Annotated in this window: 20 protein-coding genes; 9 read left to right on the top strand and 11 right to left on the bottom strand. The window is 67.0% G+C overall.

Annotated features, from left to right (window positions below):
- Positions 1–191 precede the first annotated feature (191 nt).
- The gene (locus ACMGFH_RS23020) at positions 192–443 is read right to left on the bottom strand and encodes an AbrB/MazE/SpoVT family DNA-binding domain-containing protein (RefSeq protein ID WP_415383531.1); all 252 of its coding nucleotides are present in this window, start codon (positions 441–443) and stop codon (positions 192–194) included.
- 136 nt (positions 444–579) lie between these two features.
- Here ACMGFH_RS23020 and ACMGFH_RS23015 point away from each other — a divergent pair, with 136 nt between their 5' ends.
- Positions 580–1,581, top strand: a complete 1,002-nt coding sequence (locus ACMGFH_RS23015) for an LLM class flavin-dependent oxidoreductase (protein WP_415383530.1) — start codon at positions 580–582, stop codon at positions 1,579–1,581.
- A 49-nt stretch (positions 1,582–1,630) separates the two neighbouring features.
- On the opposite strand, the gene ACMGFH_RS23010 is transcribed toward ACMGFH_RS23015, so the two are convergent.
- Both ACMGFH_RS23010 and ACMGFH_RS23005 read right to left on the bottom strand, forming a co-directional pair.
- A complete protein-coding gene (locus ACMGFH_RS23010; protein WP_415383529.1) occupies positions 1,631–1,969 on the bottom strand; it encodes a DUF6788 family protein in 339 nt (112 codons plus the stop codon).
- Positions 1,970–2,207: 238 nt separating this feature from the next.
- Positions 2,208–3,560 (bottom strand): Cdc6/Cdc18 family protein, encoded by a 1,353-nt coding sequence (locus ACMGFH_RS23005; RefSeq protein WP_415383528.1) that lies wholly within the window; start codon positions 3,558–3,560, stop codon positions 2,208–2,210.
- An 867-nt stretch (positions 3,561–4,427) separates the two neighbouring features.
- On the opposite strand from ACMGFH_RS23005, the gene ACMGFH_RS23000 reads away from it, so the two are divergent.
- Positions 4,428–5,093 (top strand): cyclase family protein, encoded by a 666-nt coding sequence (locus ACMGFH_RS23000; RefSeq protein WP_415383526.1) that lies wholly within the window; start codon positions 4,428–4,430, stop codon positions 5,091–5,093.
- 14 nt (positions 5,094–5,107) lie between these two features.
- On the opposite strand, the gene ACMGFH_RS22995 is transcribed toward ACMGFH_RS23000, so the two are convergent.
- A complete protein-coding gene (locus ACMGFH_RS22995) occupies positions 5,108–6,568 on the bottom strand; it encodes a hypothetical protein (RefSeq protein ID WP_415383524.1) in 1,461 nt (486 codons plus the stop codon).
- A gap of 220 nt (positions 6,569–6,788) precedes the next feature.
- On the opposite strand from ACMGFH_RS22995, the gene ACMGFH_RS22990 reads away from it, so the two are divergent.
- Positions 6,789–6,965 carry a hypothetical protein gene (locus ACMGFH_RS22990; RefSeq protein ID WP_415383523.1) on the top strand — a complete coding sequence of 59 codons (177 nt, stop codon included), beginning with the start codon at positions 6,789–6,791 and terminating at the stop codon, positions 6,963–6,965.
- Between the two features lie 25 nt (positions 6,966–6,990).
- The gene (locus ACMGFH_RS22985; protein WP_415383522.1) at positions 6,991–7,437 is read left to right on the top strand and encodes a winged helix-turn-helix transcriptional regulator; all 447 of its coding nucleotides are present in this window, start codon (positions 6,991–6,993) and stop codon (positions 7,435–7,437) included.
- Positions 7,438–7,460: 23 nt separating this feature from the next.
- Here ACMGFH_RS22985 and ACMGFH_RS22980 read toward each other — a convergent pair whose 3' ends face one another.
- Together ACMGFH_RS22980 and ACMGFH_RS22975 are read right to left on the bottom strand one after the other, a co-directional pair.
- The gene (locus ACMGFH_RS22980) at positions 7,461–10,844 is read right to left on the bottom strand and encodes a family 78 glycoside hydrolase catalytic domain (RefSeq protein WP_415383521.1); all 3,384 of its coding nucleotides are present in this window, start codon (positions 10,842–10,844) and stop codon (positions 7,461–7,463) included.
- Between the two features lie 46 nt (positions 10,845–10,890).
- Positions 10,891–14,535, bottom strand: coding sequence for an Eco57I restriction-modification methylase domain-containing protein (locus tag ACMGFH_RS22975; RefSeq protein ID WP_415383520.1), 3,645 nt, complete (start codon positions 14,533–14,535; stop codon positions 10,891–10,893).
- A gap of 140 nt (positions 14,536–14,675) precedes the next feature.
- On the opposite strand from ACMGFH_RS22975, the gene ACMGFH_RS22970 reads away from it, so the two are divergent.
- The 3 genes from ACMGFH_RS22970 to ACMGFH_RS22960 all read left to right on the top strand — a co-directional run bounded on the left by ACMGFH_RS22970 (position 14,676) and on the right by ACMGFH_RS22960 (position 16,482).
- Positions 14,676–15,188, top strand: a complete 513-nt coding sequence (locus ACMGFH_RS22970) for a CinA family protein (protein ID WP_415383518.1) — start codon at positions 14,676–14,678, stop codon at positions 15,186–15,188.
- Positions 15,189–15,273: 85 nt separating this feature from the next.
- Entirely contained in the window at positions 15,274–15,963 is a 690-nt protein-coding gene (locus ACMGFH_RS22965; protein ID WP_415383516.1) for a nucleotidyltransferase domain-containing protein, read from the top strand.
- Between the two features lie 21 nt (positions 15,964–15,984).
- Positions 15,985–16,482, top strand: coding sequence for a hypothetical protein (locus ACMGFH_RS22960; protein WP_415383515.1), 498 nt, complete (start codon positions 15,985–15,987; stop codon positions 16,480–16,482).
- 42 nt (positions 16,483–16,524) lie between these two features.
- Here the strand turns inward: ACMGFH_RS22960 and ACMGFH_RS22955 are convergent, their stop codons facing one another.
- From ACMGFH_RS22955 to ACMGFH_RS22945, 3 genes are read right to left on the bottom strand one after another with little or no spacing between them, the layout of a single operon-like run.
- Positions 16,525–17,781 (bottom strand): ABC transporter ATP-binding protein, encoded by a 1,257-nt coding sequence (locus ACMGFH_RS22955; RefSeq protein WP_415383514.1) that lies wholly within the window; start codon positions 17,779–17,781, stop codon positions 16,525–16,527.
- The gene (locus ACMGFH_RS22950) at positions 17,774–18,817 is read right to left on the bottom strand and encodes an ABC transporter ATP-binding protein (protein WP_415383512.1); all 1,044 of its coding nucleotides are present in this window, start codon (positions 18,815–18,817) and stop codon (positions 17,774–17,776) included. Before ACMGFH_RS22950 ends, ACMGFH_RS22955 begins: the two co-directional genes overlap by 8 nt.
- Complete coding sequence (locus tag ACMGFH_RS22945; protein ID WP_415383511.1) at positions 18,818–20,029, bottom strand: ABC transporter permease; 1,212 nt, start codon at positions 20,027–20,029, stop codon at positions 18,818–18,820. It lies immediately after the preceding gene.
- Between the two features lie 145 nt (positions 20,030–20,174).
- On the opposite strand from ACMGFH_RS22945, the gene ACMGFH_RS22940 reads away from it, so the two are divergent.
- Positions 20,175–21,119 carry an ABC transporter permease gene (locus ACMGFH_RS22940; protein WP_415383510.1) on the top strand — a complete coding sequence of 315 codons (945 nt, stop codon included), beginning with the start codon at positions 20,175–20,177 and terminating at the stop codon, positions 21,117–21,119.
- Positions 21,120–21,150: 31 nt separating this feature from the next.
- Here the strand turns inward: ACMGFH_RS22940 and ACMGFH_RS22935 are convergent, their stop codons facing one another.
- Positions 21,151–21,501: a hypothetical protein gene (locus tag ACMGFH_RS22935; RefSeq protein WP_415383509.1), complete on the bottom strand. Its 351-nt coding sequence runs from the start codon at positions 21,499–21,501 to the stop codon at positions 21,151–21,153.
- A gap of 903 nt (positions 21,502–22,404) precedes the next feature.
- On the opposite strand from ACMGFH_RS22935, the gene ACMGFH_RS22930 reads away from it, so the two are divergent.
- Complete coding sequence (locus tag ACMGFH_RS22930) at positions 22,405–22,842, top strand: hypothetical protein (protein ID WP_415383508.1); 438 nt, start codon at positions 22,405–22,407, stop codon at positions 22,840–22,842.
- 311 nt (positions 22,843–23,153) lie between these two features.
- Here the strand turns inward: ACMGFH_RS22930 and ACMGFH_RS22925 are convergent, their stop codons facing one another.
- The gene (locus tag ACMGFH_RS22925) at positions 23,154–24,353 is read right to left on the bottom strand and encodes a Cdc6/Cdc18 family protein (protein WP_415383507.1); all 1,200 of its coding nucleotides are present in this window, start codon (positions 24,351–24,353) and stop codon (positions 23,154–23,156) included.
- Positions 24,354–24,928 lie beyond the last annotated feature (575 nt).

Here is a 24,928-nt window from a genome sequence, read left to right as displayed (position 1 = left end):
CCAAGCGACTTAGCCGAATAGAGTAGCTGAGCCGCCCAGCTAAGTCACATAGCTGACCGGGTTAGTTGATCGGGCCGGCTGAACCACTCCACTGAGTCGGCCGCCTGAGTTGATCAGCCGAACCGTTAGCTGATCGGGATGGCTGAACCAGTCGGGCGCCGGCGCTTCGTGCGGACGCGCGCTCGCGACATCTACTCGACGTCGACGCTCCATGCGTCGTGGTCGGTCGCGACATCGGTCGTTTCCTCGCCGTCGTACCCGTCGAAATCTGCGAACGTGCCCGTCCGCTGCTGGACGACCTGGACGCGGATACTCCCGCCGTCTTCGAGGTGCCAGCGGAGGTGGTCTCCGTCGTCGATGTCGAGTTCGCGCCGGATTCGGGCGGGGAGGTTCGCCTGATTCCCCGACACCGTGCTTTCCTCGACGATCCGGTCGTCGCTCATATACGGTAGTTAGGAATCGGTCGTCAAAACTCTAGAGTGTCGACACATTATTGCGATCGAGTCAGGCGAGCATGGAGATTTGGGGTCTGGGACACCACGTCGTTTCATTACGTGCGGGTTCGACCGCCCGGACACAATGCAGTTCGACTGGATGGTCCAGTGTTATCCCGGCGTCGGCGTCCATCGCGACGCGCCGCTCCTGGAGACGCTCGACCGCGAGACGACGATGGCCGGCGTCGACGCCGCCGAGGCCGCGGGGCTGGAGGGGTTGTGGGCGCCCGACCACTTCATGCTCGGGCCGAAACACCAGGAGTACGAGGTCTGGACGCTCCTGAGCGCGCTCGCCGAGCGCACCGACGACATGGAACTCGGGCCGCTGGTGGGGTCGGTCACCTACCGAAACCCCGCGTTGCTGGCGAAGATGGCGACCACGGTGGATATCCTCTCTGAGGGGAACCTCCGCGTCGGCCTCGGCGCCGGGTGGCACGACGAGGAGCACCGGGCCTACGACTTCGACTACCCCGAGATCGAGACCCGCATCGAGATGCTCGAGGAGACCATCCGCGTCCTGAAGGCGATGTTCACCGAGGCCGAGCCGACGTTTCAGGGAGAGCACTACCAGATCGAGAACGCCTACAACGAGCCCAAGCCCGTGCAGGATCCGTACCCCCCGATCGTCGTCGGCGGCGCCGGGCCGACCCTGCTCCGGGTGGCCGCCCGCCACGCCGACGAGTGGAACGTCGAGATCAGCGGCCGCGCTCGCGGCCCGCCGATCGAGTACAAGGTCGAGAAGTTCGACGAGTACCTCGAAGCCGAAGGTCGTGATCCCGACGACGTCGAACGGTCGTGGCTCGCGCACGTCCTCGTGCGCGAGGACGAGGGAGAACTCCAGCGCCTGTGCGACGAGATCTTCCCGCTCCCCTGGGGAGAGGAGGACGACATCGACGAACAGCTCTCGAACGCCGAGGAGGCCAGGGAGAAGGGCGACTTCCTCATCGGCACGCCCGCGGAGGTGACCGAACAGATCGAGTCGATCCGCGACCTGGGCTTCGGGAAGCTCCAGCTCATGTTCCTCGACTTCCCCGACACCCACGGGATCGAACTGTTCGGCGACGAGGTCCGGCCGGAACTGCAGTGATTCCCGGGACGCTCGCGTGAGGTGAGCGGACCCGTCTGTCTCCGGACGGTCAGTCCGTCACGGGACCTCTATAGTCCCACTGGAGGCCGTCGCCCTGTCGCCGGACGACGTACTTGTAGGGGCCGTGCAGTTCGCCGCGCTGGCATTTGCAGTTGTCCTTGCCGCAACTGACTTTCTTGATCACCACGGTCCCGTCGCTCGATTCCTCGACGGCTTCGATCGCTTCGTTCTCGTCTGCGTCGATGTCGTCGGCGCCGAGGTCGTGGCGGTACTCGAGGAGGTCGTCGATCCAGTCACGGAGCGCGCGTAAGTCCGCGTCGTCTTGCTTCGGGACCCCCTCCGCGAGATACTGCGGAAGCGAGTCGGGAGCAGGTGGATGGGTCGACATCGTCTTACCAAACAATGGGGCTGAGAGAGGATGGTTGTTTGGTAAGACCGGATTCAGACACACCACTGCTTCCGGAGAAAACGGGCGGTATTAGGACTGTGGACACCAGATACACCCGGTTTGAAAGCACCGGAAACGGTGGTGGTCTCATGATGATGATTGCGGACACACCCGGGGGGTGTAAATAGCGACTCCCGACGAGCCGAACGCCGCTACCCGAGCGGCTGCCGATTTTTCATCAGTTTTTCACGAAGTCATCGAAGTCAACTGAATCGAACCGGGAGACGGCTTCAAGGACGTCGATGGCCGTCGACGGCTCGACACGGAGTTCAAACGTGTACGCTTCACCGCCGACAGAGCCGGATGCGGACTTACGCGCCCGAATGATGCTCAACATGTCAAGCTCAATGAGGTGGTCGCGCATCCGTCGCTGAGCCAGTTGATCGGCATCGATGTAGTCGGACAGCGATTTGTACACTTCATAGACGTCACGAGTCCGGATCTCGGAGTGGCTACCGAGTTCTAGAACCGTTACCGCGGCTAACGCGAGGTGGCCCTGTGTCGTGAGCTGTTCCATCCCCTCGATAATGAGCTCCCGTTCGGCTTCGCCCTTGGCGGTCCGAACGTGTTCTTCCGCGACCCGGTTATCGTCCTCTGATTCAGCGATGGCGGCGGCCTTTCGGAGATATTTGATCGCCTGGCGAGCGCTCCCTTTGTCCTGGGCGGCGTACGCGGCACAGAGGGGAATCACGTCGCCTGACAGTACGTTCGAGTCGATATGTAAGAGGGTGCACTCGCTCCGGTCGGCGTCGAGGGAGTCGAAGCTTTCAGCTAACGAGCCATTGTCGTCGTCAAGGTCAACGCTGATCTCGATCTCTTCGCCAGCTGGCGTTTCGTACACGAGCGACGTGTCCCGGAACGCCTTGCTCGCACGCCGGGAGAGGATGTCGCGAAGTTCGGTCGCGTCGTACGGGGCAAAGAAGATCGAGTCGTCGTAGAGACTGTCCTTCGCGGCTGGATCGAGGTTATCACGCCACTGAAGGTCGTTGCTGATCCCGATGATCGACGGATAGACATCGTCGTCGACGTAGTCCTTGTCGCGTGCACGGGGAAGAGAGTAGAGGATCTTGTCGTCGGTCCCGAGATTGTCGATCTCGTCGAGGACGATGATGATCGTTCCCCCGATCTCGTTCATCGCATCCCAGAGGTGATCGAGAACCTTCTGCATCGGATGGCCGTTGGGATTCTCGCCGCCCAGTTCCTCACAGAGCCCACAGGCGAGCGTGTAACTTGAAGAAATTCCCTCGCAGGAGAAAAACACCGTCGTCAGGTTGAGGTTCTGGGCGTCGGCGAATGCCTCCAACTCCGCGAGTTCTGCTTTTGCGGCCGCCGTCTTCCCCTGCCCAGCCTTGCCCGAGAGGAATGTGTTCTCTGCGCCGGCACCACGGGCTGCGGGCTTCAACGAGCGTCGGAGTTTCAGAATCTCGTCCTGTCGCTCCGGGAGGGTCGTCGGGGTGTGACCTTCCTTGAGGTAGTCCTCGCCGCCGACCGCGAAAATCTCCGACGTCGTCGAGTACGGGGAGGAATCCATCGTCTCAACTTCGAGTACGCCTCACACATAAAACCCCTGCGTCCGTAATGTCCGTTTCGTCCGGGTGGCCCCCCACCACGTCCGGAATCACCCTCGTTGGGACAACAGACTACTCGGTGTGGTCTGTATCGCGGTCCACCCGGGCCCCCGGGGTCGTCCGCAATTATTCAGAAAACGGTAGGCGAGGTAGCCGCTACAGTCGTCGTAGATTCTACCGAACTTGCATATTCGACACGAGTGGAGGAAGGCAGATCAAGAAGCATAATATAAATCTTTCTGTTGGGTGTAGTGTTTAGGGGTTATAGGCTATGATGATAGATTTTATATCCAATCTATATCCTCTTTAATACAATACTGGCGATCGCAATTCATCCCGAGACATGATTTCCGTGGAATTGCGGACGACCCCGGGGGCGGGGGTAGCTTCTGTGCGTACGTTAACCAACACCTCTAGACTGGCGTTTCACTTGCAACAGTGGTGTGTGAGACAGCGGCAGTTTCACTCGTACTGGTGGTGTGGTTCACGGGGACTAGTGGTGCGTCTCTCGTCTCGCCTCCCGTAGGGTTGTCTCATCTCGGTTTACTCCCAGTGAGAACAGCCGACACCTCCGTATCACCGGACATATATCTCTGAAGGGTCCCACCCCACTGGTTCCGCTGTAAATCTGCTCAATCGCAGATGGGCACGAGTTGAGAGTGCTGTTCACTCTAACAGCGGAACCAGTGGGGTGGGTGTGTCGGCTGCTCGTTATCAAGGCCCTTTCTCTCCACTACCCCTCCTCTCCACACATCTTCAACCAATGGCTTCCACCGACGAGAACACGGACTGCCCGAACTTCTATAGGCCGACCGGGCGCCCACACGGGCATGAGCGAGTGGATCGACCTGACGCAGACGCTGGGGGAGGACAGTCCGACGCTGCCGCCGCTGCATCCGAAACCGGAGTTCAAGGACTACGCGGCCCTGGACGAGGACGGCTACAACTCGACGATGCTCCACCTGGAGACCCACTGCGGGACGCACATGGACGCGCCGACGCACTTCCTCTCGAAGGACGACCACCGGACCATCGACGAGATCACGCCAGACGAGATGATCACCGAGGGCGTCGTCTGCGATTTCACCCACAAGGAGCCAGGTAGCGCCGTCACCCGGGAGGAACTGGCCGAGCAGGCCGAACGCTACGACCTCGCGGCGGGCGAGTACCTCATCTTCGACTGCGGGATGGCGCCGGCCGACACCGACGAGTACCTGAAACACTACGTCTACCCCAGCGAGGGCGCCGCGGAGTACATGGTCGAGCGGGACATCGCCTGCTTCGCCATCGACGCGCTGTCCGCCGACGAGCCCGGGGCCACGCTCGAAGCGCACCACGTCCACAACACGTTGTTCCCGGAGGACATCCTGATCGTCGAGGGCGTCGCCAACCTCGATCAGGTGTCGGCCGGCCGGTACGACGTGGTCGCGACGCCGATCCCCTACGCCGACCGCGACGGGTCGCAGATCCGACTGCTCGTCAGCCCCCAGGAGTAGGTCTCCCGGTTTCGCTACGGAACGGTTTCGAAGACGCCGAGCCTGCCGTCGCCGAACCCCACGTAGAGCGTCCCGTCGAACCCCTGGGCGGTGAACACCGTGTCGGTCGGGCGGTAGACCGCCCGCGGTTCGCCGGAGGTGGCGTCGACGGCGAACAGGCTCGTGAAGTCGGCTTCGTCCGGCGTGATCGCCTCCGCGACGACGGTGTCGGCCGTCGCGGCGAGCGGCCAGCCGTTGTTCGAGGGCGTGACGAAGCGGAACCGCCGGTCGCCGCCGGGGAGGTCGTACGCGTCGACGGCGTTCATCCGGACGTTCGCCCGCGTGTACAGCCGAGTGCCGTCCGCCGAGAGCAGCGGATAGTGGCCGTGGGCTCGCTCGCGCCAGGCGACCGTGCCGTCGCTCGTGACGGCGCCGACCGACTCGTTCATCACGTACACGCGGTCGCCGGCGGGGACGAGCCAGCGCGTCGACATCGGCACCCGCCATAGCGTCTCGCCGGCGGTCGAGACCCCGACGAGCGACGACTCGTCGTCGCTGGGCCCCACCGTGGCCACGACGACGTCGTCGAGCGCGGTCGTCGCCCGGACCTCGTCGGCGAGTTCGCGCTCCCAGCGTCGCTCGCCCGCCGGTCCGAATCCGGAGAGCGTCCGCCCGCTGGCGACGTAGACACCGTCGGCGCCGACAGTGACGGCGGAGAGTCCCGACACCGCGGTCGACCAGCGCTCGTCGCCGTCGGCGGTGTCGAGCGCGGAGACGACCGTCTCCAGCGGCTCCTCCGGCGTGTCGTGCGTGGATTCGGGTTCGAAGAACTCCGTCGCGCCGACGACGACGGCGTCGTCGACGAAGCCGTGCACGGCGAGTCGCCGGTCCCGCTCGACCGACCACCGGCGCGTCCCGGTCGCGGCGGTGAGGGCGTGGACAGCGGTCCACTCGTAATCGTCGCCGCGGCCGTTGACGCTGTAGACCGTCCCGTCCGCGACGGTCACGCCCCACGTGTCCGTCCGGTTCGTCGGTTCGACGTGCGACCCGGCCTCCGAATCCCCCGCGAGGGACCGCTGCCAGTCGAACCGCCCGCTCCCGGGCGACAACGCCGCGACCGCGGAGTTGCCGTCCTCGTCGTTCGCCGTCACGTAGAGGCGCCGGTCGTCCGCGTCCAGACCGAGGACGTTCGCGTACCCGACGTCGATCCACCGATCGGGACGCCACGCCGGGAGGTCGCCCGACACCCTGGTGACGGTGTCGGGCGGGGCCTGCTCGTCGGTCCGCGTGGCGGTCGCCTCGTCGGTCTCGCCCGGCGCGTCTGTGTCGGCGACAGTCGGCGTCCCGGTGGGTGCCGGCGTGGGCGTGGCCGTCGGGTCGCTCGACGGCACCGAGGAGGTGGGCTCGCGGTCGGCGGTCCCATCGTCCCCGAGACAGCCCGTCAGAGACGCCAGTGCCGCGGCCGAGAGCGTGAGTGTGCGGCGTCGCGTTGGCATACTGGTAGTGCGTCCCCGCCCCGAAAGTGCCTTCTGGAGCGTCAAACGTCCGCTGAATCGCCGGGCCCGAAAGACCTTCGTCGGTCCCCGAGCCGTCGACTCTCGCCGCTTCCAGTCGCTCTCGACCGTCTTCGCTTACCACCAGGTAACCAGGTGAGGTCAAGGTTACCTCGGGTATTTAGATACGGAAGAGTAATTTACTATTAGAAGGTAACCTACCATGTCAGTCAGAAGTAACAGCAGTGCGAGCGACGAAATAGGCGGGCCCGTCCCCGATACCGATCCGCGGTACGTGGATCTGTGCCTCGAAAGCGGCGACGTGATCGTCTACGATCGAGAGGAAGCGGACGCGTGGATCCAGTCGACGGCAGCCGTCGACCTGGAAGCGGCGGTCTGACGCGGTACCGACGCGAAAACACACTATGAGCGATCGACGAACGACGAGAGAGAATCCCAACGGCGAGGGAGTGGGCGAAGGGGCGGACGAGCAACTGGAAGTGTGGTGCGCGGGCCAGGAGTGGTGTCCGGTGACGACGACGGCGACGCTGATCGGCAAGAAGTGGCACCCCGTCATCGTCCATCGCCTCCTCGAACACGGCCCCAGCGGGTTCAACGAACTCCAGGACAACGTCGACGGCATCTCCAGCAAGGTGCTCTCCGACAGCCTCGACGACCTGGAGGAGAACCGCCTCGTCGACCGCGATATCGTCAGCGAGAAGCCGTTTCGCGTGCAGTACTCGCTGACCGCGCACGGCGAGTCCCTCGAACCCGTCATCGCCGCCATGCATGAGTGGGGCCGAGAGTATCTGACCGAGCCCGCCGAAGAGCCAGCGAGTGGCGAGTCCGACGACGACACCACCGAACGCTGACGCGACCGTTCTATTTCGAGCGATCAGCTCACGGTGAACTCGTAGTTCCCCGAACCGATCTCCACCACGAGCGCGTCGCCCGCTCGGTCTACTGACTGGATCCCTCCGGGCAGTGAATCGACCGTCTCCGCCGCCTCAGCGACCGCCGACAGCGAGTCGCCCGATTCCCGAACCGTCGCGTCCGCGGCGGCCGCGACATCCGGGAGTCGGACCGTCGCGCTCCCGTTCCACGGGACGGTCACCGAGAGGTCGTAACCCCCCTCGGTCCGCTCCCACGCGCTTTCGAGCGGACCGTTCGGCGTCTCGACGCGCCCCTCGGCCCAGTCGAGGTCGTCGACCAGCGCCGGCGACACCGTGACGTGCTCGGTCACCGGCCGGTCACCGATCCGGAGGCCAGCGAGGACCTCGTAGAGGAACTCCGAGACGTGCGTGAACGGCGAGTGGTTCAGCGAGTTCATCCCCGAGCCGACGCTCTCGTCGGAGTCCCAGCGCTCCCACATCGTGGTCGCGCCGTTCCGTGCCATGTACACCCAACCGGGTTGCTCGGGCTGGCTGACCACCTCGTAGGCCAGGTCGGCGTACCCGTGGTCGGCCAGCGTGTGGATCAGCGGGCGGGTCCCGAGGAAGCCGGTCCTGAGTTTGCCCCCGTCCGCGCGGACTTTCTCCGCGAGGTTCGCGGCGACGGCCTCGACCTCCCCCTCGGGCACCAGCCCGAGGAAGAGCGGGACGGCGTAGGAGGACTGGGTTCCGGGACCGAACTCGCCCGCCCCGGCGTCGAAGAAGCGGTCGACGAACGCCTCGGCGACCGACCCGGCGCGGTCGCGGTAGCGCTCGGCGTCGGCCTCGTTGCCGAGGACGCTCGCGATCTTCGCGAATGTGTCCGTGACCTGGTACAGGAAGGCGGTGTTGAACAGGTCGTGCGGGAGGCCGCGCCGGGGCTCCTCGGGGTCGGCGTTCTCGAAGGTCAGCCAGTCGCCGTACTTCCCGTAGGCGTCGTCGAGGACGCCGTCCTCGGCGGCGTCGAGCCAGTAGTCGACGTAGGCGCGCATCCCCTCGTACTGTTCTCGCAGGATCCCGACGTCGCCGTCGTGGCGGTAGCAATACCAGGGGATCATCACACGGGTGATCGACCACGTCGGGTCGGCTGGGTCTTCGGGCGACTTGTCCGGGATCACGTCGGGGACGTAGCCCATCGCGGAGGCCGCGTCGTCGTGGTCGCGCAGCCACTTCTCGTCGAAGCGGACCGCGTCGAAGTTGAAGAGGAGCGCCCGCGTCGAGATCTGGGCGTCGCCCGTCCAGCCGAACCGCTCGTCGCGCTGCGGGCAGTCCTCTGGGATCGAGTGCGTGTTGCCCCGCAGGCCCCAGACGGCGTTGTGCTGGACCTGATTCAGGTCCTCGTTTGAGCAGGCGAACTCGCCGCGACGATCCATCGCGGTGTGGACGACCTTCGCCGTCACGTCCTCGGGGTCGAGGCCCTCCGCGCTGTCGGCGTCGCCCTGGCCCGCGGTGTCGCCCTCGCCCGGGTAGCCTGACACCTGGACGTAGCGGAACCCGTGGTATGTGAATCGGGGTTCGTAGGTCTCGACCCCGTCGCCGGCAGCGACGTAGGTGTCGGTCGCGTCCGCGCTCCGCAGGTCCGTCGTCGAGAGGGTGCCGTCCTCCGTGAGCGCCTCGGCGTGGCGGAGCGTGATCTCGTCGCCCGCCTCGGCGCCCTCGATATCGAGTTCGACCCAGCCGGTGAGGTTCTGCCCGAAATCGAGGATCGGGCCGTCCTCGCGCTCGGCGACGACCTCGGCGTCGAAGGTGTCGACGACCCCCATCGGCTCGACCCGCTGTGGTTCGAGCGTCCCGCCCGGGGCGTCGACGACCGTCGCGGCGTCCCAGGAACCACCCGCGTGGCCGGTGTCGGCAGTGTCGAATCCAGGCGCGGCCCACCCGTCCCGTTCGCGGCGGGCGTCGTACGCTTCGCCGTCGTAGATGTCGTTTTCGACCAGCGGACTCTCGGCGGCGAGCCAGTCGGGGCCCGTCGAGAGTTCGCGCGTCCGGCCGTCGGCGAACTCGACGGTCAGCGTGGCGCGGGCCCGCGGCGAGCCGTCGGCGAGCCAGTGGGCGCTACGCTTGGCGAACCACCCGCGGCCGAGCCACAGGCCGAGCGCGTTCTCGCCCTCCGCGAGGCGGTCGGAGACGTCGTGACTCGAATAGAGCACGCGCTGCTCGTAGTCCGTCCACGCCGGGTCGAGTCGCCCCCTCCCGACGCGCTCGCCGTTGCAGTACACCTCGCCGTACCCCACCGCGGCGACGTGCAACCGCGCCGATTCGACGGGGGCATCCAGGGTGAACTCCCGGCGGAGAAGCGGCGACGACGACGCCATTTCGGACTCGCTGACCCCGTTCACGAGGTGATCGCGTCCCCAGGTGTCCGTCTCGACCGTCGAGGACGCCGCGATATCGCTGCCCCGGGCGAGGTCGATGCCGTCGCCGTCTCGGACGGCGATCGCGGCGAGCGCGAAACACGCCCACTCGTCGTGAGACTCGATTCGCCGACCTGCGCCGTCGCGTCCGGAGTCGCCACTGGTGTTCGGCGCGACGGCGGCGAGTTCGGTGGCGGTGACGCGGACGTACCGCCCGCTCGCGTCGACCTCGTGACGCCGGGCGCGTTCCCGATCCGCCGACCGGCCGTCGGCATCGGTCGCTTCGGCCGCGCCGTCGCCATCGCGTTCGACGACCGCGGTCGCCGATTCGAAGTCGGGGTCGTCGGCGACCTCGACGCGATAGGCGTCGGGGAACCCGAACCCCGCGAGCGGGTCGTCTCTCCATGACGACGTGACGGCGTAGTCGTCGGGCGTCCGAACCACGGTGACGGGGTCCACCGGATGGAGTGCGATCTCGGCGAGGGCGTGCGACGCTCCCAGATCGACCTGGACCCATGCCTCGCCGTCGGCGTCCGACTCCTGCCACCTGCTCCTCCAGCCGTTCGTGTCGCCGGCGCCGGGCTGGTGGGCGATCCACTCGCCGCGCCAGTCCTCGGGCGCGAGCGCCGTCGAGAACGGTTCCGGGTCGGCCCAGGCCGACTCGCCGTCTCCCGCCTCGCCGTCGCCGGTCCACACCCTGACCGACCAGTAGTACGTCGCGTCGGCGGCGAGCGCGGGGCCGTCGTACGCGACGTCCGTCGCTCGGCGGGAGTCGACCTCGCCGGAGTCCCACAGGTCCCCGCGGCCCGCGGCGACGGCGTCGCGGTCGCGACCGACGACGATCCGGTAGGCCGTCTGTCGGGCGTCGCGCCGATCCGTCGGGAACCGCCACGAGAACCGCGGCGCGCCCGTCGGATCGACGTTCTCCGGCGCTCGCTCGTACTCGACGCCGAGGTCCGTCGGCACCGGAACCCCGACGTCAGATGACGTATCCATGGGCCGTAGCCGGCGAGTAGACACGTAAAAGTTGGTGCGCAGGCAGTCAGCGATCCTCAGTCGGCCCGAACGTCGGCCGCGACTCGCCGTCGGTGTGCTGGGCGCGTTCGATCGTCTCCACCCACGGATGTTCGGCGATCGCCGCCAGTTCCGCGTCGATCTCCGGCGTCCGGACCGCCTCGGCGACCTCTGTCGCCGTCCGGAACAGGTCCGCGGAGAACCGGTCGGCGATCGCCGCGTCGCTGTCCGCCCGCAGATGCGAGGAGTACCAGTCGAGATACTCCGTCTCGTAGCCGTCGAGGAGATCCGACAGCACCCCGCAGAGGTCTGTCTCCAGACGGTTCGTCGTCGCGTCTCGCAGGTACAGTTCGTAGGTCACGGCGTTCGCGACGCTCTGGAGTTCCCGGTACGCGTCCTCCGCCCCGGGTCGTCCATCGTCCGCCCCCACGACCCCCGGCAGTTCGTCGTGCTCGACGGCGGTGGCGGTGATCGCGAGCAGGCCGTAGAGGTCGTCGAGCAGGTCGGATTCGGCCGCCGATATCTCCGTCGGGAGGACGAGGTGTTCGAGGAAGTACGAGTCCAGGTGCATGTCGCGGATCGCGCGGTTGAAGATAGAGAGGTAGACGAACCAGTTGACGAACTGCGTGTTCAACAGGACGGCCAGCGCCGGAGCGGTCAGGTCGCTCTCCTCGGGGATCACGACGTTCGTCACCGTCTCGAAGTCGGAGACGCCGACGGGGTCGTACAGCGCCGCGACGACGATGTGGTCGTAGGGGTTCTGCTTGTGCGCGATGATGTTCTGGGCCATCACCTTCGGCGTCTCGAGGCGCCGGCGCGTCGCCGCCGAGAGCCCATCGAGCTCGATGTGGTCCTCGGGCGCGCGAGTGAAGTAGCGCTGGACCTGCTTGCCGTTGTAAGCGATTGGCGCGTCGTCGACATCGGTGGCATCTGCGTCGCCGGCACTGCCGGCCTCGTCGGTGCTGTCGGCCTCGTCGCTGATCCGGGTGGTCGTGCTCGCGCCTCGCCCGGCGTCGGCGCCGACCGATCCCAGCGTCGGGTAGTCGACCTCGCCCAGGCCCGCCGCGACCTCCTGTTCTGCGACGGAGAAACTGACCGGCAGGGTACCCAGTTTCGCCGCGAACGCCCGGTCGACGGTCGCGGCGCCGTCGACGTGATAGGAGCCGACCGCCAGCGGGCCGCACAGGTAGTCGTCGCCGGCGGCGTCCCGCGAGAGGTGGATCGTGACCTGCTCGTGGTCGACGTTCCGGAACGCCTTCCCGAGGTCGACGCCGCGGTGCATCTCGTCGAGGCAGAAGGCGCGGAAGTCCTCCCAGTTGGAGTTGTACGTGCTCGGTTTGGGGACGACGTAGCTGAGTTCGCCCTCCGTGAGCGCCCAGCTCCGCTCGGTGAACAGTTTGGCGACCTCGCGGCCCCCGTCGATCAGGTCGTAGCTGTCCTCGAGGATCGACTTCTGCAACGAGCCGACGTCGCTGCCGTGGGGCGGGTTCCCGATCACGACGTCGAACGCCTCGTCCTCGGTGGGCGAGTACGCCGTCGGGAACTCGAAGAGCCAGTGGAACGGGTCGAGCGATTCCACGTCCTCCGCGGTGATGGGCCGCTCGACGGTGACCGATCCCCGGTCGGCCATCAGTTCGAAGATCTCCTCCACGCGCTCCGGGTCGGCCGTCCGGACGTCCGCGTGGTAAGCCGTCGTCGCCCAGTTGCGCTGCTCCCGGAAGCCCGCCGCCGAGACCTGCTCGCGCTCCTCCTCGGTCATCGCCGAGTCGAAGTCCAGATTGAGCTTGACCGAGCCGGTCACCTCCGCCATCGTCCGCTCGAATTCGTCGAACGATTCGAGCGGTTCCTCGACGGTCACGTCGCGCTCCTGAGCGTAGACCCGGTTCAGCTCCGCCCGGAGGATCGCCCGCTGGGTCGTGACCCGCTCGCGGAGTTCCTCCGCGCGCTCGCCCGACGCGGTCTGGTACGCCTCGATCGTCTCGCGGTAGTCCGCGACAGCCACCGGGTACGTCGTCCGCTCGCCGTCGACCCAGTCGAATTCGAGGTCGGAGACCGGCGAATCGCCGTCATCAGCGGTCGCCACGCCCACGAGGCCGTTGCCCCGCCGGACGTTGCAGTCGACGTTCGGGAGTGTCTCGACGTCCGGCTCGCCCGCGTCGAGGTCGATCTCGTTCGCGCCGATCAGCCAGAGCCACAGCCGGAGCTTGCAGACCTCGACGGCGCCGTCGAGCAGGTCGACGCCGTACAGCGATTCCCGGATCACGTCCCGCCGGAGCGCGTACCGGTCCCGATCCCCGTCGCCGTCGCTGCACTTGCGGCGCCACGCTTCGAGGATCTCGCCGGCGGTCAGCAGGAAGGCGCCGCTCCCCGCCGACGGGTCGATCACAGATAGGGAAGCGAGGACGTCCTCGACGTCGGCGAGGTCGACGGCGGTGAGGGCTGGATCGCCACCCGCGGCAGACTTGGCGTTTCCGTCGCCGCGAATCCGTTCGAAGAACTCGTCGGAGTCGGGGATCGCGGCCGCGTCGAGGTCGGTCCGCGCCGCGAGCTTCTCTCTGACCCTGTTCCAGAGGGTCTCGCGGGCGTTCTCGTAGGCGACGTAGTTCGGCGTGTAGTAGGCGCCGACCTTCCTGTTGCCTCGCAGGAACTGTTCACCGCTCTCGGAGACGTCCATCTCGTCGAGCTCCGCCAGCGACAGCGACGCCTCGTCGGACAGCTCGCTCACCGTGACGACGAACTTCTCGAAGATGTGCCCGAGCACCGCGGGCGAGAGCTTGTCCGGTGAGTCGGTCCCCTCCGCGGGCGACTGCTCGATCAGCCAGTCGTACTCGTCGAGTTCGCCGACGAGGCGGTCCCAGTCGCAGTCCGCCCCGTCGAGTTCGCGCTCGCGGATCTCGTCCCCGGAATCGGTGGCGATGGCGTGGTTGCGGAACAGCCCGCCGTTGAGGAACGGGACGGCGACCGAGAGCGCGTCGCTGACCTCGTACTCCGTCCAGCCGGTCGCGTTCAGGTGGTCGAAGAAGGTCGCCGAGAGGAACGCGTAGAAGTCCCCGTCACCGAGGACGCTCTCGAACAGCTCCGTCGGGTCGAGCGCGACCCGGTTGCCCGCGCTGTCGATGCCGTGGATGACGTCTTTCTCGACGAGGAAGTAGCAGAAGATCAGCCGGTCGATCGTGCGCTGGGCGGCCATGAGTCGCGCTTCGTCGTCGATTTCGGCGCCCGGGGGACCGTCGAACGAGCGCGCGATGTCGATGCGGACGTCCCAGAGGTCGCGGTAGAAGCGGTCGACGACGTCGCGGATGTCGAACAGGCCCTCCAGGCCGTCGTCGACGGCGGCCAGTTTCCCCCGCTTGCTGTCGCGGATGTCGGGGGCGTGCCCGACGGACTGATCGTAGACGAACCACTTGTGCTCGCCGTAGCGATTGTAGACGGCGACGCGGTCGGAGTCGGGGTTCCAGAACCAGTAGTAGTCGAAGTTTCGGCCGCGGAGGCGGAGTTCGTCGACGACCACCTCCTGGCGACCGGGGTCGACGCTCTCGAAATACGCGAGGCGGGCATCCGGATCGAAGCGGAACCGCTCGGGCTCGCCGTCCACCCGAGCGGCATCTGTGTCCTCCCGCTCAAAGTAGCCCCGCTCCCGCAGAAACGTCAGACCGTATCGCGTGGCGTCCATCTGCTACCGGGTAGTCCCCGCACTCGCCCATTATCGTTTTGGCTGGGGGTCCCGCGTTCGGTTTCTCCCCTCTCCCGCGCCACGCCGGCGAGTCACGTATAGAGACGAGCGTTTTACCGTGCCGAGGCGTAGGGCCCTGCATGACCGACGACCGACCCGCCGCGGAACGCATCGGCGACGCGCTCGCGGCGCGCGACGAGACGCTGGCCGTCGCGGAGTCGTGTACCGGCGGCCTGCTCGGGTCGACCGTCACCGGCGTCGCGGGGTCAAGCGAGTACTTCGTCGGCGGGATCATCAGCTACACTGACCGGACGAAGCGGCAGTTGCTCGCGATCTCCCGGGAGTCGCTGGAGCGCCACGGCGCCGTGAGCGAGCCGGTCGCGAGCGCGATGGCCCGGCACGTCCGCGACGAGACCGGCGCCGACTGGGGCGTCTCGACGACCGGGTACGCCGGCCCGACCGGTGGCGACGACGAGACCCCCGTCGGGACCGTCTACGTCGGGATCGCCTACGCCGGCGGCGACGACCCACGGACTGAGCCCTTCGCGGTCGTCGAACGCGACCAGTTCGACGGCTCCAGACAGGAGGTGAAAGAACGGATCGTCGAGCGGGCGCTGACCGCGGCGCTGGAACGGATCGAGTCGGGACGGTAGTTCCCACCGAGTGCGGTCCCGCCCGCGCTGGACCGCCGCTGGTCCTGCCCGAAGGTATTTATCCCTCGTATCGGTAGATCGGACAGTGACCGACGAATCGAAACGAGGGATAAAAGTCTGCATCGACGTCCCGCCGAGCGGCGGCGCGGGGGTCTTCCGCACGAGCGTCGCCGACGAGGTGCTGCGGCTGCTGGCCGACGCGCCGGGGACGGAGTTCACGATCCCGGAGCTCGTCGAGGCGACCGGCGCCGCCCGATCGACGGTGTGGCGTGCGGTGGATCTCCTCGACGACGTCGGGGCGATCCGTGTGCGAGAGACGCCCCAGCGCAGCTACGTCGCCGCCGATCCGGACAGGCTCCGAACGGACGACCCGATACTCGCGATCCCCCAGTCGGAGTTTCACGGCCCGGTACGGACCTTCCTCGAGCGCGTCGAGGCGGCGGTTGCGGATGCCGACGACGTGGACGACCTCCTCGGGGTCGTCGTGTTCGGGAGCGTGGCCCGCGGCGAGGCCGACCGACGGAGCGACGTCGACCTGTTCGTCGTCGTCGAGGGCGACCGGACGAGCGCGCGCCGGCTCGTGGCAGGGGTCGTCGACGACCTAAGCGAGCACCGGTTCGACGGCGACCGCTTCGCGTTCGAGCCGTACGTCGAGACGGCCGAGAGCGCCGAGCGCGCCGGGTCGAAGCTCCGGGAGATCTTCGAGGAGGGGATCACGGTGTACGGCGGGGACGAACTCCACGCGCTCCGGACGGCGGTGTTCGCCGATGCGTAGCGCGCTCCGAGGTGGCGGCGAATGAGCAGCACTCGCATCGAGGCGCTGGTCGGGGAGGTCCAGGCCGCCTTCGATCGACGGTCGACGGAGGTCGAGACCGGGCTCGACGTCGACGACGCGGCGCTCCTGCAACTCCGGAAGGCGTGTCGGCTGCTGGACGGCGCCGGCGCGCTCCACGGCGAGGGGTACTACACCCTCGTCATCGAGGCGTCGTTCGTCGCGATCGAGCGGACCGTCGAGTTCCGGCTGCTGGACCGCGGTGCGGTCGAACCGACCGACCTCCCCGGAACGCACCCGGGCGTGTATCGACAGGCCGCAAGCGTCGGCGTCTTCTCCGAGTCGCTCGCCGCGGATCTGGCGGATCTCTGGCGTGACCACCGGGCGAAGACCTATTACCAGGACGGACTCGCGAGCGCCGAGCGCGCCGAAAAGACATACGAACTCGCTCAGGAGGTCCACGCGTTCGTCATCGGACGGTCCTCGCGCGGCTTCGAGTGCCAGTGCGACGAGCGCGCCTGACCCACGGCGACTCCCACCGCGAGACCGCGCCGGCGGCGACTCTCACTCCGACTTCGCGGACGGCCGCTCCGACAGCTCCGCCGACTCGCCCCTCCGCAGACACGCCGCCGGGTGGCCCGCGTCGGTCGGTTCCAGCGCCGGGTCCTCCCGCTCGCAGACGCTCCCGAACGCCTCGCCCAGTTGCGCCGCGGCCGCGTCGACGTCACCGGCGACCAGCGACTGGATCGCCTCGCCGATGACCCGCTCGGCGTCGGGATCGGAGAGTTCCTCGGGGAGGCCGAACTCCGCGCGGACCGCCGACGGGTCGTTGAATTCGCCGGGCTCGACGGTTCCGTCCGCGGCCCCTAGCCGGAGGTCGTGGACCGCGCGGAAGCGCCCGTCGGCGAACTCGAACGCCTCGGGCGGGATGACACTCGGACACCGGGGGTGGAACGAACAGCCGGCGGGCGGGTCCGCGGGGTCGGGCACGTCGCCGGTCAGTTCGACGGCGTCGTCGCGAGCGCGCGGGTCGGGCTCGGGGATCGACGAGAGGAGCGCGCCGGTGTAGGGGTGCTGGGGGTCTCCGAAGATCGCGTCGACCGGGCCGCGCTCGACGATCTCGCCGAGGTACATCACGCCGACGCGGTCGCACACCTCCCTGACCACGCTCAGGTCGTGGCTGATGAGGACCACAGCGAGGCCGAGTTCGGTACGCAGGTCCTCCAGCAGCGAGAGGATCTCCGCCTGGACGCTCACGTCCAGCGCGCTGACGGGCTCGTCGACGACGAGGAGGTCGGGGTTCAAAACGAGCGCCCGGGCGAGGGCGACCCGCTGTTTCTGCCCGCCGGAGAACTGCCGGGGGTAGCGGTCCGCGTCCGCTCGGGAGAGTCCGACGCGTTCGAGCGCGTCGACGGCGACCTCCCGCCGGCGCTCGGGGTCGCTGAGCCCGTGGATCGCGAGCGGTTCGGCGACCGACTCGCCGACGGTCAGCCGCGGGTCGAACGCCGAGTTGGGGTCCTGGAAGACGATCTGGGCGCGGCGGCGGAACCGCTCCAGTTCGTCGCCGTCGAGCGACGACACCGCCCGCCCGTCGAAACGCACCTCCCCGCCGGTCGGGGCTTCGAGTCCCAGCAGCGCCGACGCGGTCGTCGACTTGCCACAGCCCGACTCGCCGACGAGGCCGAACGCCTCGCCGGCTCGCACGTCGAAACTCACGCCGTCGACCGCCTTCACGTGGCCGGAGACCCGGCGGAGCAGCCCAGAGCGGACCGGGTAGTGTTTCTGCAGGTCGCGGACCGACAGCAACGGGTCGTCAGTCATCGGCCACCTCCAGTTCGGGCGGCAGCGCGTTCGCATCGTCGTAGAGCACGCAGGAGGCCCGATGATCGACTGCGGTCTCAGATCTGCCACCGTCCGACTCGCCGTCGCCCGGTCCGATCGACCGGAACGCGGGCTGGTCTCCCTCCTCGCACTCGGGCAGCGCGTGGGGACAGCGCGGATGGAACCGGCAGCCCGCGGGCGGATCGGTCGGGTCCGGGATCGACCCACCGATGGTCTCGAACCGCTCGCCGCGGCCGGGGAGACAGGCCAGTAGCGCCCGCGTGTAGGGGTGGGCGGGCGCCTCGAAGACGTCGTAGACGTCGCCGGACTCCATCACGTTCCCGGCGTACATGACGACGACGCGGTCGGCGATCTCGGCGACGACGCCTAGATCGTGGGTGACGAACAGCAGCGCCATCTCCCGTTCAGCCTGCAGGTCGGCGAGGAGTTCGAGGACCTGCCGCTGGATGGTCACGTCGAGCGCCGTCGTCGGTTCGTCGGCGATCAGCAGATCGGGGTCACAGGCGAGCGCCATCGCGACGACGGCGCGCTGTTTCATCCCGCCGGAGAACTGGTGGGGGTAGTCGTCGAACCGGGCCGCGGCGTCGCCGATGCCGACGCGGTCGAGCAGGTCGATCGCTTCCGCGCGAGCGGCCGACTTCGAGACGTCGCGGTGGATCCGGATCGCCTCGACGACTTGCGCGCCAACCGTGTAGACCGGGTCGAGCGCGTCCTGCGGGTTCTGGAAGACGTGGCCGATCCGGCCGCCGCGGTACGATTCCAGCGCCGACTCCGAGAGGGTCGTCAGGTCAGTGCCGTCGAAGCGGACTTCGCCCGTAATCTCGGCCGAGCCAGTCGGGATCAGGCGCGTGATCGACTCGCAGGCGACGGTCTTGCCGGAGCCCGACTCGCCGACGAGACAGACCGTCTCACCGGACCTCACGTCGAAGTCGACGCCGTCGACCGCGCGGACGGTCCCGTCGTCACCGTCGAACCGGACGTGCAGATCCCGGACGGAGAGCAGCGACTCGGTCATCTACTGCACCTCCTCGCGCGGGTCGAGCACGTCGCGAACGGTGTCGCCGAAGACGTTGAACGCGACGACGAGGCCGACGATGACGAGCACCGCCCAGAGCGTCGTCCACCACTTGGCGTGCCAGGGCATGTAGCGAGGGCGGAGGCCGAAACGGATGACGCCGCCCAGCGACGCGGGGCGCGTGCGGTTGAGTTCGAGGTAGGCCAGGCCGACCTGGGCGAGGATGAGCAGCGGGATGCGGCGGGTGAGCGCGGTGACGATGGTCGCCGTCGAGTTGGGGACGACGTGCCGGCGGATCACGCGGAGGTCGCTGGCGCCGGCGGCTCTGGCGGCGCGGACGTAACCGGCGGTTCGCCGCTGCATCGCCTCGCCGCGGACGAGTCTGGCGACACCGCCCCAGTCGAGCAGGCCGAACACGAGGACGAACGCGAACAACCCGCCGTCGGAGATGTTCTCGACGTTGCCGAGGAACAGCGTCGCGACCACGATGTAGACGACGACGGCGGGGATCGTCTGCTGGATGTCGACGTATCGCATCAGCAGGTCGTCGACCCGACCGCCGTAGTAGCCCGCGGTCGTCCCGACGACCGTCGCGACGACGGCCATGACGACCCCCGCTGAGATCCCGGCCTTGAACGCGATGTGGATCCCCGAAATCAGGTGTTCGATCACGTTCTCGCCGATGTAGTTGGTCCCGAGCGGGTACTGCCAGGTCCCCTGACAGTAGCCGTCGACGACCGGACCGAGACAGGAGTAGCCGTCGGTGACGCTCATGTTCACGCTCCCGAACACCGGGGGCTGGAGGTTTTGCGAGGGTTTCGCGTACGTGAACTGGAAGGCGTCCGGCCCGAGCAGCCCCAGCACCGCGAACGCGACGAGGTACGCGAGCGACAGGGCGCCGGCGGGCCTGCTCAGGAACGCCCGGACGTGGCGAGCGGTCCGCTCGCGGTCCGCTACCAGCGGCACGAGGACGTACCTGGCCAGGACCGCGAGCGAGACGAGCACGATCCAGCCCACCTGTCGCACGTCCCACTCCAGGGGCGGGATCGTCTTCGAGGGGGCGACTGTCAGGTCGTACGCGAGCAGGGCGCCGATAGCGGCGAGCGCGAGGACGAACCCGAGCGTCCGGGCGGCCGGCCGCCGTCGACCCCCCGTCTCCGCGTCCCATTCGATCCTGGTGAACTCGGGCGGGTCGGGATCGCTGGAGGGCATGCCCCGGATTGGAACGGCCGTCCAAATGAAGTTTTATTACGTGGTATGACATACCACGGGAACGACCGATGGTCCTCCGGCGGTACGCCCCCGAACCGATCGCGGCGGGATCCGAGAGGGTTCCGACGGACGAGCGTCGAGCCAGATGAGTTACCTCCGATACCTCCTCAGACGCGCGGCGTTCGCCGTCCTGTCAGTGTACGCTGTCGTGACGGTGACGTTCCTGGTCGTCAACAGCGTCGTCCTGCTCCCGATGAAGCGCCAGGTCGCCCTCGCGGAGTGGGGCGGCGCGTCCGAGGAGCGACTGGAGGAGATCCGGCAGGGGTACCTCCAGGCCCGCGACCTCGACGTCCCGGTCCACGAGCGCTACGTCGGGTGGCTCGTCGACGTGACGACGCTCGACTGGGGCTACTCCTTCGCCTACCGTCAGCCGGTGATCGCCGTCCTCGACGGCCGCGTCCAGGCGACGCTCGGCTACGTGGTCCCCGGCGTTGCGCTCGCGGTCGTCCTCGGCGTCGCGCTCGGGCTGTTCGCCGCGCTCGCGAAAGACACCGGGTTCGACTGGTCGGTCCGGGTCGCGGCCTACGCACTGTTCGGCGTCCCCGTGTTCATGTTCGTCATCTACGTCCGCCACCTGGGGGCGACGAACGGGGCCGTGCCGTCGCTCGGCCGCCACGCGCTCGCGACGAGTGCCGTCGCGGTGAGCCTCCTCGCGGGACAGGTGCGGTTCGCCCGCGCCTCCGCGCTCGAACAGACCGGTCGGTCGTTCGTGAAGATGCTCCGCGCGAAGGGGGCCGACCGGCTCCGGCTCGCCAGACACGTCCTCCGCAACGCGGCGATCCCGATCGTCTCGCTGTCGATGACCGAACTGCTGGCCGTGCTCGTGCTCAACATCTACATCGTCGAGGAAGTCGTGGGCATTCAGGGGCTGGCCGCCGCGAGCCTCCGGGCCATCCGCGCCAGCGACACCGCGCTGGTCATCTGGACGACGATGGTCATCGTCGTCGTCGGGATCGCCGGCAACTTCCTGCAGGACGTGATCTACGGCTCGCTCGACCCGCGGATCCGCTCGGAGAACGAATCCCGCTGACGGGAGTCGGCGCGCGCTCGGCGGCGATCGGTCACGCTCGTTCGACGAACGTCGCGTCGGCCGAGGTACGCCCCCGGTTGAACGAAAGCACTCGCGCCCGGACCGCGTCGCCTTCACCGACCGAGTCCGGCACGTCCTCCGTGAAGAGGACGAACCCCTCGACCTTGCCGACGGCGACCCGCTCGCCCGAGTGGTGGTCCGTGAACTCCGCGACGCCGAACTCGTAGGTCTCGCCGATCTCGACCGGTGGCTCGCGCTCCTGTGCCGCGTCGTGCGCGCGCTTGGACTCGCGCCGGCCGGCCGACCGACGCCACCGGACGACCGCGACGGCGACCACCAGCACCGCGACACCGGCTCCGGCCGCGATCCAGACGTGCTCCATACCCGACCCACCGACCGAGCCCGCAAGAACGCTGTGGAGTTCGACCCGCGCTGGGACCGCGACCGAACGCGGCTCTGTCGACCCGCGATTACGTGCCCGGTCTTTCCGGTTCATCCGCGAAACCATATATTTACCAACATACAGTTCTACTCGATAAATTCTATCGCTAACCGTGCTCGTCCGCACCTTATCTCGATCTCCGAAGCACCTCTCACTTATCAATCGGCGGGAGGCGACGTCGCGATCCGACTGTGGATTGGCAGGTTATAGTATGATATATTATATTCCGAATGAGTGCTAAATTTCGTGAACTGTTTCACAGTGACTTCGTGATGGGTTCGCAACGGCCGTGAGTGCCGGCCCGACAGAGCCTCGCTCCGGCCGCGCGGTCGTCCGCAGTTTCCGACTGATTCTGTCCACGGCGTCGGACCGTTGGGCGGGCCCGTCCAAGCAGGAGCGTATCGCTCGATCCGGAATGGTCGACGCGCTCGATTCACTGCGCCGTCCGGCGAACTGATCCCGCGGACGGCTTACAGTCGTACCGGTGTAATGCCGGAGGTAAGCGAAGTATTACCGGACCGCAACCGTTCGTTCAGCAGAGATTACTCCGTTCTCGGGGGCATGGCCCCTCAGTATCACGTCGGTGAACCAGAGTAACCGGTCCATGTGGTGGTTCGTCGGAAGTAACGCCGACTTTCCGTAGACGGGACAGACCGAACGATATCGAGGGTTTATGCGAATTTGAGCGGTACGTACGGGTGCGACCGGACGACAACGACCCAGCGAACTCTCATCATGAGTCTTTACGAACCTACGCACGGTCGTCGCCGCGGTAGTTCCGGCGACGGCGATCTCGACGCTCGGACCGGATCAGACCAGAACGGTTCCTGGATCCATCGACAGATGGACGGGCAGAACCAGCGCGCGGATCGACCCGACGACCGACCAGAGGGGGCGGTCTCGGACCTCGGTATCGACAGCGACGGGGAGGCCAGCCAAGCGGGCGCCGATACCGAGCAGTTCAACCCCGAATCACGCCGATTCAGCACGGTCGAGGGCGACGAAGAGGCAGACGGCGAGACGTACGAGTCGGTCGTCACGTCGATCAGGAGGACGGTGCTCGTCCGAACCTCCGCGGAGGAGTCCGAACTCGACCCGACCGATCGGTGCGATGGGATGCAATCCCGCCTCGGCCTGCGCCCCGAGAGAGTCTCGCGCGTCGACGGATGTGCTATCTCCGACGTCGCGGCCCATCGTGCGCGATCGAGCGACCGGAGCGCCGACCGCGACGAGCCCGACCCGTGCGTCGCGCAGGCGTCCGGATACCTCGCGCGCGACTGATTTTCCGCGTCCGTTCCGGTCTTCGAGATACCCCTCACTGACAGTACAGAAGACGACCCGAAGGAGGCGCGTCCGGCGCCGTCAGACGCTCGGGGTTGGAGACACCGGATTTCCGGTGAATCGTACGGCGAGACACGAAATCGAGCCGAAATTTGCGAACGAGGCACACCGTGTTTCCAGTGAAACGCGGGCGCCGGACCGAGACAGCCACAGTACGGTGTGAGACACCGAGTTTCCGGTGAATCGACCGCCGACCGAGCGGTACCGGCGAGGCGGTTCGTCGTGGGGGCCGCGACCGGGTCCGCGACGGCTCAGATGGTGTCGGCGAGCACGTCCCGGACGACGGCGGGGTCTTCGAGGAGTTTGTGGTTGGTGTAGCTCCCCTCGGCGCTCCCGCCGCTGTGTCGCGACTGCTCGATGATGTCGAGGAACGCGTGTTCCTTGAGCAGGTCGCGCACACGCCGCAGCGAGAGCATGTCCGAACTCTCCTGTCGGCAGATCTCCTTGTAGACGTCGTATATCTCCGTCGTTCGGAAGCCGTCCTGGTTGGTCTCGTTCAGCGAGAGGACGGTCAGGGCCTGGAGGACGTATCTGGAGTGGGGCGTCGAGCCGCGGATGAGCTCGCGGAAACGGTCCGTCTCCGCGCGTTCGCGAGCGTCGACGACGAACTCCTCGGTGACGCGGTCGGCGCCGCGGGACTGGGCGATCTCGCCGGCGTAGCGGAGGATATCGATCGCCTGGCGCGCGTCGCCGTGTTCCCGGGCCGCCAGCGCCGACGCCTTCGGGATGACGCCGTCTTCGAGGACGCCGTCGCGGAAGGCGTCTTTCCGCGCTTCCATGATGTGGTTCAGCTGCGTCCCGTCGTACGGCGGGAAGACGAACTCCCGCTCGCAGAGGCTAGATTTGACCCGCTCGTTGAGCTGCTCTTCTTTGTACTTGATCTTGTTGCTGATGCCGATGACCCCGATCTTGCAGGAGTCGATCTTGCCGGCTTCGCCCGCCCGGGAGAGCTGCATCAGGATGTCGTCGTCTTCGAGCTTGTCGATCTCGTCGAGGATGACGAGGACGACGTCGTAGCAGTCGTCGAGGATCGCCCACAGCCGCTTGTAGTACGTCGACGTCGCGATGCCCTTGTCGGGGATCTTGATACCCGTCCGGTCGGGGTCGTTCAGCGACGCGGCGATGGTCTGGACGGCCTGCGTCTCCGTCGAGTCCTGGGCGCAGTCGACGTACGCGAACGTCGCGGCGACCGATTCGTCGGTGGCCGTCGAGACGAGTCGCCGCGAGACGTGTTTCGCACAGAGGGACTTCCCGGTCCCCGTCTTCCCGTAGATGAGGACGTTACTCGGGCTCTGACCGAAGATCGCCGGGTTGACCGCGTTCGCGAGATTCTGTATCTCCTCGTCGCGACCGACGATCCGTCCCTCGTCCGGGAGGTGGTTGATCTCCAGCAGCTCCTTCTGGACGAAGATCGGGTCTTCGCGGATAAACAGATCGTCGGAGTTTGACATGCGATGGTGACACCACGTTTCCGGTGAAATCACTTTATTCTTTCCTAGCTCCCGAGATTATCGAACGGTGGGGTGAACGGGGTGGGGAGACACACACACCACGTTTCCGGTGAAACGGGGAAATCGGGGGGAAGGGGTTCCAGATGAAACGGAGGTTTGTGGGGCGGACGGGGATTGGGAGGGGGGATCAGCCGACCGAACCGATGCCCGTCGAGAGTGAGATAACGAGTGACACAACGGGAGGAGCAGCGGCGGTGTGAGTCCCAGATCGGATGTGCCCATCGGGACCGTCGCGTTACCGCTAAACGTCGGTTCTCGCGACGAGAAAATGGCGATAGAATATACCTATCCCGCAAATACGGAGATATTCGTGACTACGAGTGAGACTGGAAATTCACCGGAAACGTGGTGTGTCACTCCGACTCGTCCCGACGGCTCTCGGGGGGCGATGCGTTCCGAAGACGGGAACAGTATCCGCCGAATAGACAGGGAAGTGAGCGAGTTCACCAACGGAGACGGGAGGTGAAGTGGATCTGGGACCGACTTGCTTCAGTCCATTCGAGTGGGATGGTCAC

It is taken from the genome of Halosimplex rarum, from assembly GCF_047715405.1.
GTDB classification, from domain to species: domain Archaea; phylum Halobacteriota; class Halobacteria; order Halobacteriales; family Haloarculaceae; genus Halosimplex; species Halosimplex rarum.
This window is presented reverse-complemented; position numbering and strand designations above follow the sequence as displayed.

Coding starts and splice junctions, on each gene's coding strand:
- ACMGFH_RS23020 (WP_415383531.1), bottom strand. CDS start 443: ATGAGCGACGACCGGATCGTCGAGGAAAGCACGGTGTCGGGGAATCAG.
- ACMGFH_RS23015 (WP_415383530.1), top strand. CDS start 580: ATGCAGTTCGACTGGATGGTCCAGTGTTATCCCGGCGTCGGCGTCCAT.
- ACMGFH_RS23010 (WP_415383529.1), bottom strand. CDS start 1,969: ATGTCGACCCATCCACCTGCTCCCGACTCGCTTCCGCAGTATCTCGCG.
- ACMGFH_RS23005 (WP_415383528.1), bottom strand. CDS start 3,560: ATGGATTCCTCCCCGTACTCGACGACGTCGGAGATTTTCGCGGTCGGC.
- ACMGFH_RS23000 (WP_415383526.1), top strand. CDS start 4,428: ATGAGCGAGTGGATCGACCTGACGCAGACGCTGGGGGAGGACAGTCCG.
- ACMGFH_RS22995 (WP_415383524.1), bottom strand. CDS start 6,568: ATGCCAACGCGACGCCGCACACTCACGCTCTCGGCCGCGGCACTGGCG.
- ACMGFH_RS22990 (WP_415383523.1), top strand. CDS start 6,789: ATGTCAGTCAGAAGTAACAGCAGTGCGAGCGACGAAATAGGCGGGCCC.
- ACMGFH_RS22985 (WP_415383522.1), top strand. CDS start 6,991: ATGAGCGATCGACGAACGACGAGAGAGAATCCCAACGGCGAGGGAGTG.
- ACMGFH_RS22980 (WP_415383521.1), bottom strand. CDS start 10,844: ATGGATACGTCATCTGACGTCGGGGTTCCGGTGCCGACGGACCTCGGC.
- ACMGFH_RS22975 (WP_415383520.1), bottom strand. CDS start 14,535: ATGGACGCCACGCGATACGGTCTGACGTTTCTGCGGGAGCGGGGCTAC.
- ACMGFH_RS22970 (WP_415383518.1), top strand. CDS start 14,676: ATGACCGACGACCGACCCGCCGCGGAACGCATCGGCGACGCGCTCGCG.
- ACMGFH_RS22960 (WP_415383515.1), top strand. CDS start 15,985: ATGAGCAGCACTCGCATCGAGGCGCTGGTCGGGGAGGTCCAGGCCGCC.
- ACMGFH_RS22955 (WP_415383514.1), bottom strand. CDS start 17,781: ATGACTGACGACCCGTTGCTGTCGGTCCGCGACCTGCAGAAACACTAC.
- ACMGFH_RS22950 (WP_415383512.1), bottom strand. CDS start 18,817: ATGACCGAGTCGCTGCTCTCCGTCCGGGATCTGCACGTCCGGTTCGAC.
- ACMGFH_RS22945 (WP_415383511.1), bottom strand. CDS start 20,029: ATGCCCTCCAGCGATCCCGACCCGCCCGAGTTCACCAGGATCGAATGG.
- ACMGFH_RS22940 (WP_415383510.1), top strand. CDS start 20,175: ATGAGTTACCTCCGATACCTCCTCAGACGCGCGGCGTTCGCCGTCCTG.
- ACMGFH_RS22935 (WP_415383509.1), bottom strand. CDS start 21,501: ATGGAGCACGTCTGGATCGCGGCCGGAGCCGGTGTCGCGGTGCTGGTG.
- ACMGFH_RS22930 (WP_415383508.1), top strand. CDS start 22,405: ATGGACGGGCAGAACCAGCGCGCGGATCGACCCGACGACCGACCAGAG.
- ACMGFH_RS22925 (WP_415383507.1), bottom strand. CDS start 24,353: ATGTCAAACTCCGACGATCTGTTTATCCGCGAAGACCCGATCTTCGTC.